Genomic DNA, 18,561 nt, shown 5'->3' with positions numbered 1-18,561 from the left:
GGAAGGTGCGAATAAGCAGGTCATTTCTTCCCAAGCTGACTCGCTGATTAAAATTTCGCGGATCTGGGCCGATTTTTTTCCCGCAAACACATCGAATCAGCCTATTTAGGCTATTTTTTCCACCATTTCTGGCGTTATTTCCGGTTTTTACTGAGATCTCTCCCACTGACGTATCATTTGGTCCACCCGAAACAGGTTGGCCAGGGTGAATAACATCGCCAGTTGGTTATCGTTTTTCAGCAGCCCCTTGTATCTGGCTTTCACGAAGCCGAACTGCCGCTTGATGATGCGAAACGGGTGCTCCACCCTGGCACGGATGCTGGCTTTCATGTATTCGATGTTGATGGCCGTTTTGTTCTTGCGCGGATGCTGCTTCAAGGTTTTTACCCTGCCGGGACGCTCGGCGATCAGCCAGTCCACATCCACCTCGGCCAGCTCCTCGCGCTGTGGCGCTCCTTGGTAGCCGGCATCGGCTGAGACAAATTGCTCCTCTCCATGAAGCAGATTACCCAGCTGATTGAGGTCATGCTCGTTGGCCGCGGTGGTGACCAGGCTGTGGGTCAGGCCACTCTTGGCATCGACACCAATGTGGGCCTTCATGCCAAAGTGCCACTGATTGCCTTTCTTGGTCTGATGCATCTCCGGATCGCGTTGCTGCTCTTTGTTCTTGGTCGAGCTGGGTGCCTCAATGATGGTGGCATCCACCAAAGTGCCTTGGGTCATCATGACGCCTGCTTCGGCCAGCCAGCGATTGATGGTCTTGAACAATTGACGGGCCAGTTGATGCTGCTCGAGCAGGTGGCGGAAATTCATGATGGTGGTGCGATCCGGCAGGGCGCTATCCAGGGATAATCGGGCAAACAGGCGCATGGAGGCGATTTCGTACAGGGCATCTTCCATGGCACCGTCGCTCAGGTTGTACCAATGCTGCATGCAGTGAATACGCAGCATGGTCTCCAGCGGATAGGGCCGTCGGCCATTGCCCGCCTTGGGATAAAACGGCTCGATGACAGCGGTCATATTCTGCCATGGCAGAATCTGCTCCATGCGGGAGAGGAAAATCTCTTTTCGGGTCTGACGGCGCTTAGTGCTGAATTCACTATCGGCGAAGGTGAGTTGATGGCTCATGATGTCCCTCTGGGATGCGCTCCGGATGAATATGATGATCTCATATCAGGAACTTGTTCGCACCTTCCCTAGATTAATTGATATTACTTCTAAAAAAGGTTTGGTTATTAATTTTATTGTTGGTCAGATGTATGGGACTTCGGCATGGCAGTCTTTTTTATTGGCCTGGAAACGACTTGGGCTTTCTGATGACATAATTAATAACAGTGAAATTATCTTGCACGATTATGTATTAAATATTAATGAATGGCTAAGTGTTACGGAGGATAAATTCAGATTAATTATTGTAGGAGAAAAATCAAAAGAAATCAAAGATAATCACCATGGAACGGGCGATGGTTTGTGTGCTTTTCTTTTTGCTCCGACTGTTTTAGTTAATCAAAATAATATTTCTGAGAAGGCACGATTGTACAGGTCTATTTCTACAGATGAAAATCATCTGATCAAAGATCTTAACGATTTGATTTTTTATCAGGCCAGAACCGGGATGATCAACAATTTATTGATAGGAAAACATAGTGATAAAAAAGATGTAGCTAAGGCAGCAATTCTTCTTAACGAACATAATAACAATCTTGAACAGTATTACGCTGAGTTATATATCGGCATTCAGGGAGAGTTTGATATCTGGATGATGTTGATGTTTTCTTTATTAAATGGAAAAAACGTGAGTGCTGTTGATATAATATTTTCAGAGTCGAATGGTAGGATTATATTATCGAGGGTTAAAAAAATTAGAAGTCAGGAATAGATATATGCAAAAGTCCAGTTTGCTGCGGTTGCTTGGTTTGTTATGTATTTTGGTTGTTGTTGGTTTAACATGTTACGTAGTGCTTTTTTACTACGGAGAGTATTTGGGGGTGAGCACCCAAGCAACAAGAGTAATAGCTGTTATAACCGTTTTATTAGCACTGTGCTATATTTTCAAAATATGGCAAATGAATGCTTTGAAATCAACACTAATGTCGTATACCTCATTAGTTAAATATAAATCTATTTTTTATTTTTTTCTGCCATGGAAGTCAGCTTCTAAATCAAATGTTGGAAATAATACGGCGCCTGCATTGGATAATAATATATTCATTAACTTCTGCTCTACACTTAAAGATAATTACGGCCATCGCTGGCGCGCCAAAACCCGTATTCTGCTGGTGATGGGGGATGTCATTCAGGTTGAGTTACTGGTACCAAAACTCACCTCTCTGCGCTGGGTTGAAGGGGATGGCGTGGTGTTAATCTGGGGAGGTACGCTCACTGAACCGCCAGATGTTTCGTTGTTTGATGCGATACGCAAGCTGCATCGGCGCCCGCTGGATGGGATTGTATGGGTAACCCCCACTTTTCGGCACCAGGATTCATTGGTTCAATCGGCACCTGTTGTCTCTTTAACCGCAGAACAAATAGATAATGCTGCCCGCCATCTTCAGGCTGTTTTTACCACGCTTCGCTGGCGAGTGCCGTTATACCTTTGGTCGCTGCATGGCGCACAATCCGTTCTGAATGCCGCGATGGCCCAGTCTGCGACGTGTTTATTCCCTGCTGGATGTACAACGGCGTTATGTCGTTCGCAGCTGGCCGCGCTGGTCATGCAGTTGGCGGAACAGGGTTCGCAGCAGGTTACGCGCAATATCCACAGTAACTTCTTACTGAAAATGGCGAATGCGCTCACGCAAAACGCAGAAGCCATCAGCGACGCGTTAGCCACTTTTTTCAGCCTGCATCGGCCTCTGCCGCTGGCGGCGGTCATCTTGAGTCAGCATGTGGAAAGTACTTCACCGCGCGTGGCGCATGCCTGGGCGCGTGATGAGCGCTGGCGCGCGCTGCTTGATTCGCTCCCTGCGTTACCTGCTGAGCTAAAGGCACAGCGCACAGGCCGTTCAGGGATGCGAGTGCTGGCAGTCGGTACCGCTGGTTTGATGTTGCTATGGGGCGCGGGAATGGTGATATCTTTCCTGGCGAATCGCAATCTGATCGGCGAAAGTCTGGATCAGGCGAGACTGGCAGGTGGTGCGGATGAACCGCTCGCCGAGCGTCTTACGGCGCTGTCCGCGCTTCAGCAAACCCCAGGCATGCTTCGCTGGCGTCAGCTGAATGGGGCGCCGTGGTACTACCGCTTCGGCTTAAGCCAAAATGATGCTCTGTTGGATGCGCTATGGCCACGTTATACGCGTATCGCTATTCCGCTCCTGCGTGATGAAGCCGCGCAACATCTCACTCAGGAATTAACGGCGTTAACCCGACTGGCTCCAGACAGTCCGCAGTTTTCCGCCCAGGCAAAGATCGCCTACAACCAGCTGAAAATGTATCTGATGCTCTCCCGGCCTGAGCAGATGGAGGCATCATTTTTTAGTCAGGCGCTGATGCAAGACTGGCCGGAGAGAGCGGGTATTTCGCGCGCATCATGGCAGGGCGTTGGGCCTGGGCTTTGGCAGTTCTGGGGCGAAAACCTTCAGGCGCATCCTGAATGGAAAATAACAGCGGATAAAAATCTTATTAACCAGGTGCGAACGCTGTTAATTCGTCAGATGGGGATCCGCAATGGCGAAGCCGCTCTGTATCAGAAAATCATTGAACAGGTAACGCCGCATTACACCGATCTTCGTCTGGAAGACATGACCGGCGATACCCGGGCAGATCACGTATTTTATACCCGGAATTCGGTTGCTGGGGTGTATACCCGCAAAGCCTGGGAAGAGGAGGTTTTGCCCGCCATAGAGAAAATCGTAAACAACCGCCGGGAAGAAATGGATCAGGTACTGGGAGATGATACGCATTCTGCAAGCGACCCTCTCTCTCCACAGGCCTTAAAGGCGCGTCTTAGCGAGCGTTACTTCACGGATTTTGCCGACAGCTGGCTGGATTTTCTCAACAGTATTCGCTGGCAGCGCACCCAAACGCTGAGTGATGCCATCGATCAGCTCACGTTGATTGCAGATATCCGTCAGTCTCCTCTGGTTGCGCTAATGAATACGCTCGCCGTTCAGGGACGCACAGGGTTAACCGGAGAAGCGCTGTCGGACTCACTGGTGAAGTCGGCAAAGGATCTGTTTAACACCAAAGAAAATCAGACGATTGACCAGCATGCGCGGGAAGAAGGCCCTATGGCGAGTACCTTCTCGCCAATCCTGGCATTGATGGATGAACAATCGGGCGGGCAGGATATCAGCCATCTGAGTTTGCAAACCTACCTGACCCGGGTAACGCAGGTCAGGCTGAAACTCCAGCAGATTACTAACGCTGCCGATCCACAAGGCATGAGTCAGGCCCTGGCGCAAACGGTGTTTCAGGGCAAAACCGTCGATCTCACCACCACGCGTGACTATGGCAATCTGGTAGCGGCAAGCTTAGGCCAGGCATGGAGTGGATTTGGTCAAACTATGTTTGTTCAGCCGCTGGAGCAGTCATGGCAGCAGGTGTTGCAACCAACCGCAGCGGGCCTGAATGCGCAATGGAAGGCGCTGATTGTGAATGACTGGAACAGCGCTTTCGGCGGACGTTATCCGTTTCGCGATGTCGGTAGCGAGGCTTCTCTGCCGCTGCTGGCGCAATATCTGCGAAGCGATAATGGCCGGATCCCGCATTTTCTCGAAAGTCATTTAAGCGGTGTATTGCATAAACAGGGAAGTCACTGGGTTGCCGACACGGTGAATGCGCAGGGGCTGGAGTTTAATCCGGCGTTCCTTAAGGCGCTGGACCAGCTCAGTCAGATTGCGGATGTCGCATTTATTCGTGGAGAAGCTGGGATGCGTTTTGAACTGCGCCCTGGAACGGCGCGGGATGTGATGCAAACCGATCTCGTACTGGATGGGCAAAAACTCACCTACGTTAATCAGATGCCAACCTGGAAAAACCTTGTCTGGCCAGCCGATACGTCAGCGTCAGGGGCCACCCTAAGCTGGGTGAGTACGAATACGGGAACCCGAATCTACTCAGATAACCCCGGCACCTGGGGCTGGATAAGACTGCTTGAGAAAGCGGAGATCAGCGATAACGCCGGCGTGAGCAGCGGTTTTAACCTGCGCTGGACTGCGCAGGATGGATTGCCGCTGAACTACACCCTGCGAACGGAGGCCGGTGAAGGCCCGCTCGCGTTACTGAAACTCCGCGATTTCGAACTACCAGAAACCATTTTTGTTGTCAGCCAGTCCCCCTCTGAGGAAGAAGAATGAGCGCTCTGCAACGTCTACTGGCCGCCAGCACGGCTTCGCCAGATGAACAACAGCAGCTGATGGAACAGGCGCAAACGCAAACTGCGCTATGGCAAAACTGGTTATTGCCCGTTTCCGCAGCCAACCCGGGCGGGGAAGATCCCGGCTATGACGATGATTTTCAGCGCATGCGAGAGGAGGTGAATAAACTTTCTGGCGCACAAACGGATCTCATCGTTGAGCTTGCGGAAAAACTGCTGATCCACACCTGTAAGGATGTCCGTGTTGTCACCTACTACACTTGGGCGCGTTTGCATCAGGATGGCGAGCCCGGCCTGGCGGATGGTCTGATTTTGCTGGCTGGCCTGATGCAGCAGTATGGCAATTCTCTCCATCCCCTAAGGGCCAATAGCCATAAGGCCGCCCTTGAATGGCTGGCCGGCGGGCGGATGCTGGATAGTCTGGCACGTTTCCCCGAAGTTTCACGGCCTGACGCACAGCGGATCGCCGGTGCGCTGATGCTGCTGGAGCAACAGTTTAGTCAGCGAGAGGAGAGTATTCGTCCCGGGCTTGGGGCGCTGTATAGCGCGCTGGAGAATCGTCTGGCACAGTCTGGCGGCGCTCAGGCGCTGGTTCCACAAAATGTCAGTCCGCAAGCCGGTCGGTACAGCGCAGAAACTCCCGTTCTAAAAAGTATTGCCTCTGGTCGTGAGCTGCTGGAGCAGGCACGGGTGCTGGCGAAATACCTGAGCGATCAGCCGGACGGCTGGCTGGCGGCGCATCATTTGATGAAAAGCGTGCGGCTCGATACGGTCAGCCAGCTTCCACCGCCAGATGGCGCTGGGCGTACACGTCTGATACCACCTAAAAGTGATTACCGCGCTCAGCTCAAGCGTCTGTATTTGCAGCAAAGCTGGACTGAACTGATTGAGCTAACTGACAGCTTATTTGTTGAGGGGGTAAATCATTTCTGGCTGGACGTGCAGTGGTATCTTCATCAGGCGTTAACCAGGGCGGGATTGCCATGGGATAAACATGCCGCCATTATCATCAGCGATCTGAAAATGTTGTTGCATCGGATGCCGGGTCTGGAAACGCTGGCATTTAATGACGGAACGCCCTTTGCCGATGACGTCACGCGTGAATGGATTGCCCGTGACGTGTTGCAGGAAAGCGACTGGCAGGCCGATAAAATCGCGGCGGCTACCGTCGGGAAGGATGACGATATCCTGCTGCTTGAAAGCGAGGCCCTGACGCTGGCGGACAGCGAAGGCGTTGAAGCAGCGCTCGCCTGGCTTCAGGCACGCCCTGGTATTATTTCACGTCGACAGCGTTGGTTACGCCAGCTGTTGATGGCCCGTCTGACGGAACAGTGTGGGCGCAACGATCTCGCGCTGCATTTGCTTGGTGAATTGAATACCACAGCGCACTCTCTCACTCTCAAACAATGGGAGCCTGAACTGCTGTTTGAAGTTAAAGCGCGGCGGCTAAAGCTTCTGCGTTTGAAAGCCAATCGCAGTGAAAGCGACAAAGCGCGTCTGGCGTCAGAGATGGAGTCACTGTTGTCTGGGCTGGTCGCCATTGATCCCGCCAGAGCCGCCGTTTTAGGCGGCTAAAGCAAAAACAAAATAAGCGAACTGTAAAATGGAAGATTTAACTCTGCGTTATTATGACGCGGAAATGCGTTATTTAAGGGAAGCGGCAAAAGAGTTTGCGCAGGCGCATCCGGATCGTGCCGCTATGTTGGATCTGGACAAAGCCGGTATCCCCGATCCCTATGTGGAGCGGCTGTTCGAAGGTTTTGCATTTTCTATGGGGCGGTTGCGCGCCAAAATAGACGATCATCTTCCTGAATTTACCGAAGGGTTGATGAGTCTGCTGTGGCCACATTATTTACGTACCATTCCCTCCTTAAGCATTGTCGAGCTTTTACCTGATACTGACGTGCTGAAAATGAGCGAGCGGATTAATGCGGGGTTTGGCGTATTGTCCCAGCCCGTTGGCCCTAAAAAAACGGTATGTCAGTATCGTACTACCCAGCCCGTCACGCTCAGCCCACTGTCTGTTACGGCGGTGAATATCGATGCTGAACCTGACGGACGCTCAGTCATCCGTATGCGAATAAAGTGCAATCCACAGATGGACTGGTCGCAAACCGAACTGACGCGTCTCAGCCTTTACCTGAGCGGTGACGCGCCGGTGACCCACGCACTGCACCTTGCATTGACAAAGCGTCTGGCCTCTCTTTATTTGAGACTCCCCAACAGCGTAGAACGTATTCGACTGGAGGGTTACTTTTCCCCGGGCGGATTTGCCGATGAAGACAGTTTGTGGCCAAAAGGCGATACGGCGTTTGGCGGCTGGCAATTATTGCTTGAGTATTTTACGTTCCGCGAAAAATTTATGTTTGTCCATCTTAACGGTCTGGAAAAAATAACCTTTCCTGCGGGCATCGACTGCTTTGAAATCGAAGCGGTACTGACTCAACAGTGGAATTCTGAGCTTCCCGTGGGTAGCGAAAATATACGTCTGCACTGCGTTCCAGTTATTAATCTCTTCACTCTGGAAGCCGATCCGCTGGTGGTTAATGGACTGGAAAGCGAATATTTGCTGCGTCCGCGCAGATTGCAGGATGGTCACATGGAAATTTATTCGGTGGATGCGGTTTCTGGTTCGCAGCGCGCGCGTAATGCCGTTTATGCCCCATTCACCAGCTTTCGCCACAAGGGAGGCATGATGCGCCGTAATGCCCCCGAACGTTACTACCATACACGCGTCAGGCGCGGCGTCTCAGGATTGTATGACACCTGGCTGATCCTCGGCGGTGACGCCTGGGAGCGGGATCGTCTTGCTGAGTATGAAACCGTCTCATTGAAAGTGACCGGAACAAACGGTCAGCTACCCAGGCGAGCTTTGCAGAGTTCATTGCTTAATCGTTGCGAGCAGATCCTCCAGACGCCGCTTGCCGTGCGTAATCTGTGTAAACCGACGCTACCGGCTTATCCTCCCGCCGAGGATCGTTTTCACTGGCGCGTCTTAAGCCACCTCGGGTCCAGCTTTCTGAATATGATGGCCAGCGCAGAAGTGCTCAAAGGAACATTATCTCTCTATAACTGGCAGGATGATGAGCTGAATTATCGTCGTCTGGATGCGATCATGGATGTTCAGCAGCATGAAATACAACGCTTTGAAAAAGGATTTTTACTTCGTGGAGTAGATATCGAAATAACGCTTGATGAGAACGGATTTACCGGTGAGGGCGACATTCATCTTTTTGGTGAAATGCTTAACCGCTTTTTTGCATTGTATGCGGATATTCATTTGTTTAATCAGCTTACGTTAATTATCCAGCCGGCAGGGAAAAGCTTGCGATGGAAAGAGAATCACAATCAGCGACTGCCTGGTTGCTAAATAGCCTTGGCGATAACCTGCCTCGTACCAATTTTTATCGTTTTTGCCAACTGCTGGAACAGTGGAATCCGCAAGCGCCAGCTCCAGGAAGCCAACAAAGTCCGCGCTTTGATGCTATTCGTTTTCGTCCTCATCCGGGGATGGGGTTCCCGGCGGGGGAGCTAAAAAGTACAGAATATGATCCGCAAAAACCCACACTGCCACCAACGGTCAGTGTCACATTTATGGGGTTGTATGGCGTGGAATCGCCGCTGCCGACAACCTATCAGGATGATATTGCCCAGTGTCAGGAAGGCTCGGACGTCGCCGCTGAGTTTCTGGATATTTTTAACCATCGCTTAATTACGCAGTTTTATCGAATCTGGCGTAAATACAGCTATCCAGCGACTTTTCGCCCTGGCGGTACAGATGAGACCTCACAATATTTACTGGGGCTGACCGGGTTGGGGATTCCTGGATGCGCCACACAAACGCAAGCCCCGTTATCGCGTTTTTTGGCGCTGTTAGGAGTAATGAGAATGCCAACGCGTACGGCAGAAGGAATATCCGCGCTGGTATCTTTATTATCGCCAACAACAAATATCACCGTGACGCCACATGATAAACGCTTCGTCCTGCTGGATAAGGCGTTAAAAATGAGTGCGCGGCACCCCGTTAGCCTTCATTCTCGTCCGGTGATGGGACATAGCGCCGTAGATATTAACAGTCAGGTGCTCATTACGCTAACCACGGAGGTTCCTGATGGGGTTTGCGACTGGTTACCCGGCGGTCAGCTTTACCATGATTTTCTCGCGCTCCTGCACGTTTATTTAGGTGCCAGAGTGAATGCGAGGCTGCAATTACGTATTCCTCGCTCGGTGCTTCCGGATGCTCAACTTACCAGTAATAAAAGCGAACATGCAGTACAGCTCGGTCGCACGGCTGTTATGCGTCTGAATAACCCGAAAGCTCTGAACCAACTTATCACCATTAAACTTGGGCTTTGGCAGAGCCTTAGCCAACACGATCAGCGGAGGGAAGCCGATGAGGCTGGCGATTATCGCTATTAATTTTGTCGTAATAACCGGCATGACCAGCCTGATCACAGGGTGTGGTCTGACACAAAAAGTATCTGAAGGCACGGTGTCATTAACGAAGTCAATTTTTTATAAGGAAATTAAAACGCTGCATTTGGATCTTTGCGCCAGAGAAGCCGCTAATAAAAATGCTCAGGGCATCGCGCTTTCAACGGTCGTACGTATTTACCAACTCAACGATCGTAAAGCATTTGACTCAGCGAATTATCAGTCTTTATTTGCGCAAGACAGCACGGTGGTAAAAGCGGATTTACTGGCTCAGAAAGATGTTTGGGTTCGTCCTGGTGAAAGCGTAACTATCGATATTCCACTCGAAAAGGAAACGCAGTATGTTGCCGTGGCGGGAATGTTTATTTCTCCCGAACAGTCTGAAGATTCATGGCGCGTGGTAATACGTCGAGAAGATCTCGATTCTGATAAAGCGCGAGTGATTGAATTAAATTCTCAGGCTCTGGTTCTCCTGAAGCCGGAGGACGAGTAATGATTAAACGACCTTCTCTTTATGACATCTTGTTGGGTAATTTCTCCGGTGGTTTGCCTTTGCATGCAGTTGGTGAAAACACGCAGGTCATCTTATCCGTTTTGGATAATATGCAGCGCATTTTGAATACGCGCGCCGGTAGCCTTAAACATTTACCCGACTACGGTCTGCCGGATATGACCAAAATCCTCCAAGGTATGCCGGGAACGGCACATCAACTTATCAGTACGCTTTCTCAGGTTTTGTTGAAGTATGAACCGCGACTGAAAAGTATTCAGGTCACAATGCAGGAGCAGGAAACGCCAGGGCATTTACGCTACTCCATCGATGCCGAACTTCAGGACCTTGGCGTTGTTCGTTATGGCACTGATTTTACCCCCGAGGGACGGGTGCTCATCCGCCACCTGAAAAAACAGGGTTGGCTTGAGACAGGAGCGTACTGATATGGAGACGAATCGCATCAGCACCGGTGGCGACCCGCGTGCTTTCACGGAGTTCGGGCAACTACGCGATGAAATCAGCAAGCTGACTCATCCCGCGCGCCCGGACGTTGACTGGCAAAAGGTTGAACAGTTAAGCCTGACTTTGTTTCGCCATAACGGTGTCGAATTGCAAACCCTGGCCTGGTATACCGTCAGTAGAATGCGTAATGCCGGGCTGCTGGGACTTGCCGAAGGTGCCGAGCTTCTGGAGGCGTTACTGACGCATCACTGGAGTGCCATATGGCCGCAGCAAACCCATGCTCGCGTTGAAATTCTGACATGGCTGTCAGCCCGTTTACAGCAAGAATTGCGTACGCTAACGCTGTCATATGCTGATTTATCAGTGGTTTATCGGATTGAACAGCGTTTAAAACATGCCTGCGAAGTGCTGCAACGGCTTGAACTGAAAGCGCTGAGTAAACTGGAGGTTGTCGTTACCTGGATGCATAATGCCGCTTTACGCCTTGAGAAGTCAGAGGCGGATTCGGGCTCAGCCGTTGTGATGATACCGGCTTCTGGCTCAGCCAATAACGCTGAGATCGCTTTGCCCCAGCTGATCTTTGTGGTGAATGAACCCGCGTCGTCCGGGCAATCAAGCACAGCGGTTTTTGCTACTCAAACCGATCACGGAACCCGACGGATGTGGTTGGGGTTTGTCATCGGAGTCATGGTGACTGCGCTAGTGAGTACAGGCGCTTTTCTTGGTATTAAGCATATGCGAGCTGATGAATATGAACTGATCAGGCCATTGCCGCAGGTGTTGACGCCTGAACAATTATCCACGTTGAAGCAATCCTCAGATTTGGGGGAGCGGAAACAGGAATTTTTCGTCGCTGCGCAAGGGCAATTGGATGTTATATCCCGCCTGTCACCTCTGTGGTCGAGGGAGTATGCCGCATCATTAGCGCAGCAGCTAGCCACCCTGTGGCCGGAAGAATCGCTGACTACGGAATTCACAAGCGGATTACAAAAACAGTTAACCACGGAAGCGTTGCCGGAAAGCGCACTGCAAAACTGGCATCATGCCCAGCAGGGGCTGGAGGCATTAACTGCCCAGCTAAATTCGCTTGATGAACGCAAAGGTAAATATCTGACGGGTTCGGAGCTGAAATCAGCCATTTTCACTATCCGTCGTCAGCTTGACCAAACGCCGCCGACAGAAGAGTTATTACGTCAAATAGATGAAGAATTCAAAATGCAGGGGAGGGTATCACCCGCTTTGTATCAGCAACTCGATATGCGGATTAATCAGCTTCTTAATCGTTATGCGCTGTTGAAACAAAGTTCGGTGAAGAGAGAATAGTGACTATTCGCCAAAAGCAAAAAACCCGCCATAGGCGGGTTCTTCTAAATAGTGGTGCCCGGACTCGGAATCGAACCAAGGACACGGGGATTTTCAATCCCCTGCTCTACCGACTGAGCTATCCGGGCAACGAGGCGCATTAAACCCGATTCACTTCGTTTCGTCAACGAAATTTCTTCAAATCAATGCAGACTGCACAATCTATCACCACATTGTTGCTATTGCACGCATTCTCAGGCAAAAAAAGCCGTCCACGCTGCGGAAAGCGGCATTGCCAGTAGAAGGGCAGGAAGCATATTCACCACCGCAAACATTTTAATGCCGCAAATCCGCAAACCGGTTGCAAGTAGCAACAGTCCGCCTACAGCGCTGAAATCGGCCATCATAGCAGGGGTTGTCAGCGGTAAAATCAGAGCTGCACAGGTGGCAAGCGTCAACTGAATTGCCAGCATCGGTATGAAAATGGCAGACACGGCGATCCCTAGCGAGCAGGCGAAGATAATAGCGGTGAAGAAATCGAGAAATGACTTGGCGATTAAAATATTAGGATCGCCGGTCATCCCTTCATGGATTGCCCCGAATATCCCGGTCCCGCTGGCGCAAAACAACACGATGATCGCCACATAGCTTTGGATAAAGGATTCGTGTGTTGCATTGACATCCGATTTGGTGAAAAGCTGTTGCGCTTTGGCAACCGCGGCATTGATTCCTTTTTCCAGATGGCAGAATTCGCCAATTAATGCACCGATCAGTGTCGCCAGAACCATCACCGGCAAGTTAACGCATTTGATAACCAACAAGATACCAATTCCCAACGAGCACAACCCGAATATTGAGGTCATTGAGATCCGAATACGTTCGGGTAAGTGCTGACTGAGCAGCGCGCCGAGAACACCGCCTAATAAAATGGCGCTGGCATTAATAAAGGGTCCGATTACCACGTTTGCTCCTGCATACTCATTATCGTCTTGATGTTAAAGGCAACTGTTTGGGTGAAATTATGTTTCAGATTGCATTATTATGCCGCTATTGTCAGACGAAATGCTTGTTTATCTGTGAGGTTTAAGCACAGGATTTTATCTTGCGCCAGTAGGTGAAAGGTGCCATGATTGCGCGAATTTTCTCCTGTCTGAATGGGGCTGCCTGGGATGATATTACTCCCCCTACATCGCCTTCAATATCGCCTTTTTGCGCGACGTTTTCCCCTTCCTGCGACTTATCTATACTCTGCCACCATGCGGTGAGGGCAGCGCATGCTCACTGCAGGATAACAGTAAGATCAGAGGCTATCTGCTTTTACTGATGTCTGGCGGTCGGGGCTGGTAACCAGTTTGACCCGTCATTTCGTGGGCAAAGCAATGCGGCTTTGCCCGGGACTTTTGATTTTCCCGAAACGGGTTATTGCGCTTATGAAATCAATGAAAATTGCCGCCAGTGGTGAACTGGCTTCTCGTCTTTCCAGCCATCGCCAGGTGGTTGCGCTGGACAGCACCGATTTTACTGACGTCGCGGCAGTCGTCATTACCGTTGCGGACAGCCGCAGTGGGATCCTGGCTTTGCTGAAACGCACTGGTTTTCATATACCGGTGTTTTTGTTCGCAGAGTCTGATGTCGATGTACCTGCGGGCGTTAACGCGGTGATTTGCGGTCAGGCTCAGGACTGGCTGGAGCTGGAGTCTGCTGCCTGTCAGTATGAGGAAGAGTTGCTGCCGCCGTTCTATGACACGCTTACACAGTATGTCGAAATGGGAAACAGCACGTTTGCCTGCCCGGGACACCAGCACGGTGAGTTTTTTAAGAAGCATCCGGCGGGCAGACATTTCTATGAGTTCTTTGGCGAGAACCTGTTCCGCGCGGATATGTGCAACGCTGACGTTAAGCTGGGCGATCTGCTGATTCATGAGGGATCAGCGAAACATGCGCAGAAATTTGCCGCGAAAGTTTTTCACGCGGATAAAACCTACTTTGTGCTGAACGGAACCTCTGCGGCGAATAAAGTGGTCACCAACGCGCTGCTGACGCGCGGCGATCTGGTGCTGTTTGACCGCAACAACCATAAGTCCAACCACCACGGTGCGCTGATCCAGGCCGGTGCGACGCCGGTTTATCTGGAAGCGGCGCGTAATCCGTTTGGCTTTATTGGCGGTATTGACGAGCACTGCTTTGATGAGGCGTATCTGCGCCAGCAACTGCGTGACGTTGCGCCGCACAAGGCTAACCAACCGCGCCCGTTCCGTCTTGCAATCATTCAGCTTGGTACCTATGACGGTACGATCTACAACGCCCGGCAGGTGATCGACAAGATCGGTAGCCTGTGTGATTACATCCTGTTTGATTCTGCCTGGGTTGGCTACGAGCAATTTATTCCGATGATGGCCGATGGGTCACCGCTGCTACTGGAGCTCAATGCTGACGATCCGGGGATCTTTGTCACCCAATCGGTACACAAACAGCAGGCCGGATTCTCGCAAACCTCGCAGATCCACAAAAAGGATAACCATATTCGCGGTCAGGCGCGGTTCTGTCCGCATAAGCGTCTGAACAATGCATTTATGCTGCATGCTTCCACTAGTCCGTTTTACCCGCTGTTTGCGGCGCTGGATGTTAACGCTAAAATCCATGAAGGCGAGAGTGGGCGTCGGCTATGGGCGGAGTGTGTAGCGCTGGGCATTGAGGCCCGTAAAGCGATTCTTACCCACTGTAAGATGATTCAGCCGTTTATTCCTCCGGTAGTTGATGGTAAGCCGTGGGAAAGCTATCCGACGCAGGTGATTGCCAGCGAGCGCCGCTTCTTTAGCTTTGAACCGGGTGCTAAATGGCATGGTTTTTCCGGCTACGCGCGCGACCAGTACTTCGTTGATCCCTGTAAGCTGTTGTTAACTACTCCGGGCATTGATGCGCAAACCGGGCAATATACTGAGTTTGGTATTCCGGCGACGATTCTGGCGCATTACCTGCGTGAAAACGGCATTGTTCCGGAGAAATGCGACCTTAACTCGATTCTGTTCCTGCTGACCCCGGCAGAAAGCACCGAGAAACTGGCGCAACTGGTGGCGATGCTGGCGCAGTTTGAGCAGCATATTGAGGACGATACGCCGCTGGCAGATGTGCTGCCCACCATCTTCAACAAGTATCCGGTACGCTATCGGGATTACACGCTGCGTGAACTGTGTCAGGAGATGCACGATTTATACGTCAGCTTTGATGTGAAGGATCTGCAAAAAGCGATGTTCCGACAGGAGAGTTTGCCTGCCGTGGCGATGAACCCGCAGGATGCCAACAGCGCCTTTATCCGTGGTGATGTCGAACTGGTGCGTATTTGTGATGCCGCAGGTCGCGTTGCGGCAGAAGGTGCGCTGCCTTATCCTCCAGGCGTTCTGTGCGTGGTACCGGGCGAAATCTGGGGCGGGGCGGTGCAACGTTATTTCCTGGCGCTGGAAGAGGGTGTTAACCTGCTGCCGGGCTTCTCGCCGGAGCTGCAAGGTGTTTACAGTGAAACGGATGCAGACGGTATTAAGCGTCTGTATGGATATGTTGTGAAGTAAGCGCAAAAAAAACGGGTTACCTTTTGGCAACCCGCTTTTCTCTGCGTAAACGTTAGTGCGCGATAGTTTGGGTGCCTGCCGGAACGCGTACGTGTTTATATTTAAACAGCGCCACGAAGGCAAAAGCCAGAACCAGCGAGTAACCTGCGAAGATCAGCCACACGGTCTGCCAGTCGGTAATACCGTTCAGCGTATAGTGTTCAACTACTTTACCGCTCACCAGTCCGCCCAGAATACAACCGAAGCCGTTGGTCATCATCAGGAACATACCCTGTGCGCTGGCGCGGATTTCAGGGCGAACTTCTTTCTCCACGAATACCGAGCCAGAGATGTTGAAGAAGTCGAAGGCGCAGCCGTAAACAATCATCGACAGAACCAGCAGCACGGTACCGAACGGTGTCGGATCGCCGTAGGCAAACAGGCCGAAACGCAGCATCCACGCCACAATACTGATAAGCATTACATTCTTAATACCGTAACGGCTCAAGAAGAACGGGATGGTCAGGATAAACAGCGTCTCGGAAATCTGCGAGATCGACATCATCACCGAGGCGTGTTCAACGATGAAACTACCGGAGAACAGCGGGTTGTTATCGAAGCTGTGCAGGAAGGTATTACCGAACATATTGGTAATCTGCAGCTCCGCGCCCAGCATCATGGAGAAGATGAAGAAAATCGCCATGCGCTTGTTTTTAAACAGCGCGAAAGCATCCAGGCCCAGCATGGACGACCAGCTCTGGTTTTTCTGCTGGTTAGCCACCGGAATATGCGGCAGCGTCAGCGTGAACAGCGCCAAAACAACGGACAGCGTTGCACCGATATACAGCTGCATATGACTCAGCTCGAAGCCGGAGAAGCTCACGCCCCACATCGCCATGATAAAGCCGATAGTGCCCCAGATACGGATTGGCGGGAAGTCCGTTACGATATCCATCCCGGCTGACTGCAGGCGATAGTAAGAAATGGTGTTGATTAACCCCAGCGTTGGCATATAGGCCAAAGAGTTAAGCAAGATCACAAAGAACATCGCGCCTGGGGTGGTGACTTCGGCTGCGGCGAACAGCGTTGCTGCACCGACCAGGTGACAAATGGCGTACACCCATTTCGCACTGATCCATTTGTCGGCCACGATCCCTAACAGCGTAGGCATAAACACGGCGGCGATCCCCAGCGAGCTATACACTGCGCCAATGGATGCACCATCGAATTTTAGGGTGACAAACATATAGGAGCCGAGGGTAGTGAGCCAACTACCCCATAAGCAGAACTGCAGAAACGAGAGCACTTTCAGCTGCAGCTTAAGATTCATGTTAATTTCCTCACACCGTAATGCGGATGAATGTTTTAAAAGGCACATTTGCCGGGGCTTGATGATGTGATTCTATCAACGAGGGACACTCTTTTTTTGTTACCTGTGACAAATATTTGCAAACAATTTCTGATTGCAAAGCAAAAGAGTGATGGAGTTAACACTTTACCCTCTTCCGGACCCCGTTTACCGGGGCAGAAGAGGGGATATATTAGCGGCGTCGATATGATTTTTGTGCGGAATTGACCTTGTAAAGGTATCGGCGTGATTCAGCAGACGGATGTCGGGTAGTCAGCGTTTGATAAACGTCCCCCGGGGTCATGCTGTTGATAATATTCGCGGCCTGGATTTTATCGTTCGAGAAAACGCGCAGCACGCTGCCCGCACCGCCGTTATATGCCGTGATCACCGCGTAGCGACGGGATGTTGGATTATCAATGCCGCCTAAATAGACATTGTTGAGCATAGCCAGATAGGCGGTACCGGTATCAATGTTGCTGGCTGGGTCAAACAGGAAGCTACGGCTCGGTGTGCCGGAGCGCCCTTGCGAGCGAAACACATCTTTCCCGGCGCTGTGCTGTACCACCTGCATCAGTCCCAGCGCATCGGCATGGCTGACCGCATATGGGTTAAATGAGGATTCGGTTTGCATGATGGCCAGAATCAGCGACTCATCGACGCCATACTTACGCGAAGCCTGACGCACCATGCCGACGTATTTATGCGCGCGCTTATCAAGGTGGTTCGGTACCAGGTTGATCGTCACGCTATAGATGATGCGAATACCATTGCTGCGGCTTTTCAGGCGTGTTTTCAGCAGATAGTCAGCGAAATTGGTGGCACGCCCCTCCCAACGAATGGGCTGGCCGGTATTATCGACCACCTGCCCGTACAGGAATGGCTCTTTGGAAATCTTAATGTCGTCGACATCGGAATAGAGATCGATAGAACCCGGATCATCCCCCATCAGCAATGTCTTGATAATCGCCCGACGCAGGTGTCCGGCGGGATCTGTCCCGGCAATGGTCTCGACGGTTATCGTACCGTCATCAAAGTTGATATGGCTGCGGGTTTGATACTGATCGGTATACTTTACGTAGTCCTTTGGACCCGCAATCAGCACTTCCTTAAATCCCCACAAATTCTCAATGTTATGGGCAAATTGCCCCATCAGAATATCAAAACCGTTGGTATCCTTGACCCAGGCTTCGTTATAGGAATCGCCTTTTTTGGTCGAACTGGAACAGGAGATGAGCAACGGCGCAATAACGGCAAGCGCGAGAAATTTTTTCATCATTCCGGGAGTGCGTGTTGTGTTTGTTATTTGCAAGGACCAGAGTAAATCGTAGGCCGGATAAGCGCAGCGCCATCCGGCAACGGTTCTTAAGACTCTGGTGTATAGCCTTCAATATGCACGTCTTTGCCTTCAAACAGGAAGTTGATCATCTCCTGCTCAAGCAGTTTACGATGCTCAACGTTCATCATATTGAGCTTCTTCTCGTTAATCAGCATGGTTTGCTTATGCTGCCATTGCGCCCATGCTTCTTTAGAAATCTCGTTGTAGATGCGTTTCCCCAGATCGCCCGGGTACAGCTGAAAATCCTGGCCTTCTGCTTCGCGTTGCAGGAAAGTGCAAAAAATCGTTCTGCTCATAAAAAATCCTCTCTATCGACCGGTA

General features: G+C 51.1%; 14 protein-coding genes and 1 tRNA gene. 9 read left to right on the top strand and 6 right to left on the bottom strand.

Annotated elements, in window-relative coordinates:
• Nucleotides 1-147: 147 nt before the first annotated feature.
• Nucleotides 148-1,128 carry an IS5-like element ISKpn26 family transposase gene (locus OGV85_RS06220; protein ID WP_000019450.1) on the bottom strand — a complete coding sequence of 327 codons (981 nt, stop codon included), beginning with the start codon at nt 1,126-1,128 and terminating at the stop codon, nt 148-150.
• Between OGV85_RS06220 and OGV85_RS06215 the strand changes: the two genes are divergently transcribed.
• The 8 genes from OGV85_RS06215 to OGV85_RS06180 are packed head-to-tail and all read left to right on the top strand — an operon-like array spanning nt 1,127 to nt 12,029.
• Nucleotides 1,127-1,879, top strand: a complete 753-nt coding sequence (locus OGV85_RS06215; protein ID WP_286553265.1) for a hypothetical protein — start codon at nt 1,127-1,129, stop codon at nt 1,877-1,879. The genes OGV85_RS06220 and OGV85_RS06215 overlap by 2 nt on opposite strands.
• 4 nt (nt 1,880-1,883) lie before the next feature.
• Nucleotides 1,884-5,297 (top strand): ImcF-related family protein, encoded by a 3,414-nt coding sequence (locus OGV85_RS06210; RefSeq protein ID WP_061547631.1) that lies wholly within the window; start codon nt 1,884-1,886, stop codon nt 5,295-5,297.
• Nucleotides 5,294-6,892 carry a type VI secretion system protein TssA gene (tssA, locus tag OGV85_RS06205; RefSeq protein ID WP_061547630.1) on the top strand — a complete coding sequence of 533 codons (1,599 nt, stop codon included), beginning with the start codon at nt 5,294-5,296 and terminating at the stop codon, nt 6,890-6,892. Before OGV85_RS06210 ends, tssA begins: the two co-directional genes overlap by 4 nt.
• Before the next feature lie 28 nt (nt 6,893-6,920).
• Nucleotides 6,921-8,687: a type VI secretion system baseplate subunit TssF gene (gene tssF, locus OGV85_RS06200; protein ID WP_048218577.1), complete on the top strand. Its 1,767-nt coding sequence runs from the start codon at nt 6,921-6,923 to the stop codon at nt 8,685-8,687.
• A complete protein-coding gene (tssG, locus tag OGV85_RS06195; protein WP_061547629.1) occupies nt 8,648-9,736 on the top strand; it encodes a type VI secretion system baseplate subunit TssG in 1,089 nt (362 codons plus the stop codon). Before tssF ends, tssG begins: the two co-directional genes overlap by 40 nt.
• Nucleotides 9,711-10,244: a type VI secretion system lipoprotein TssJ gene (gene tssJ / locus OGV85_RS06190; RefSeq protein ID WP_003027146.1), complete on the top strand. Its 534-nt coding sequence runs from the start codon at nt 9,711-9,713 to the stop codon at nt 10,242-10,244. Before tssG ends, tssJ begins: the two co-directional genes overlap by 26 nt.
• Nucleotides 10,244-10,687 (top strand): type VI secretion system baseplate subunit TssE, encoded by a 444-nt coding sequence (tssE, locus tag OGV85_RS06185; RefSeq protein WP_003027143.1) that lies wholly within the window; start codon nt 10,244-10,246, stop codon nt 10,685-10,687. The genes tssJ and tssE overlap by 1 nt, the downstream gene beginning before the upstream one ends.
• A gap of 1 nt (nt 10,688) precedes the next feature.
• Complete coding sequence (locus OGV85_RS06180) at nt 10,689-12,029, top strand: ImpA domain-containing protein (protein WP_061547628.1); 1,341 nt, start codon at nt 10,689-10,691, stop codon at nt 12,027-12,029.
• A gap of 52 nt (nt 12,030-12,081) precedes the next feature.
• On the opposite strand, the gene OGV85_RS06175 is transcribed toward OGV85_RS06180, so the two are convergent.
• A tRNA-Phe gene (locus OGV85_RS06175) sits at nt 12,082-12,157 on the bottom strand.
• Nucleotides 12,158-12,262: 105 nt separating this feature from the next.
• Nucleotides 12,263-12,970: a DUF554 domain-containing protein gene (locus OGV85_RS06170; protein ID WP_003846348.1), complete on the bottom strand. Its 708-nt coding sequence runs from the start codon at nt 12,968-12,970 to the stop codon at nt 12,263-12,265.
• A gap of 468 nt (nt 12,971-13,438) precedes the next feature.
• On the opposite strand from OGV85_RS06170, the gene OGV85_RS06165 reads away from it, so the two are divergent.
• Complete coding sequence (locus OGV85_RS06165) at nt 13,439-15,574, top strand: ornithine decarboxylase (RefSeq protein ID WP_061547627.1); 2,136 nt, start codon at nt 13,439-13,441, stop codon at nt 15,572-15,574.
• A gap of 52 nt (nt 15,575-15,626) precedes the next feature.
• Here the strand turns inward: OGV85_RS06165 and OGV85_RS06160 are convergent, their stop codons facing one another.
• The 3 genes from OGV85_RS06160 to OGV85_RS06150 all read right to left on the bottom strand — a co-directional run bounded on the left by OGV85_RS06160 (nt 15,627) and on the right by OGV85_RS06150 (nt 18,536).
• Nucleotides 15,627-16,883 (bottom strand): nucleoside permease, encoded by a 1,257-nt coding sequence (locus OGV85_RS06160; RefSeq protein ID WP_003027130.1) that lies wholly within the window; start codon nt 16,881-16,883, stop codon nt 15,627-15,629.
• A 211-nt stretch (nt 16,884-17,094) separates the two neighbouring features.
• Nucleotides 17,095-18,180, bottom strand: coding sequence for a membrane-bound lytic murein transglycosylase MltC (mltC, locus tag OGV85_RS06155; protein ID WP_049001609.1), 1,086 nt, complete (start codon nt 18,178-18,180; stop codon nt 17,095-17,097).
• Nucleotides 18,181-18,266: 86 nt separating this feature from the next.
• On the bottom strand, nt 18,267-18,536 hold the full coding sequence (locus OGV85_RS06150; protein ID WP_003027126.1) for an oxidative damage protection protein: 270 nt from the start codon (nt 18,534-18,536) through the stop codon (nt 18,267-18,269).
• Between the last annotated feature and the right edge of the window lie 25 nt (nt 18,537-18,561).

Origin of the sequence: Citrobacter sp. Cf132 (assembly GCF_030333885.1) — a bacterium.
Classification (GTDB): Bacteria; Pseudomonadota; Gammaproteobacteria; order Enterobacterales; family Enterobacteriaceae; genus Citrobacter; species Citrobacter freundii.
The sequence above is the reverse complement of the archived record's forward strand: the minus strand, read 5'-3'. Positions and strand labels throughout refer to the sequence as shown.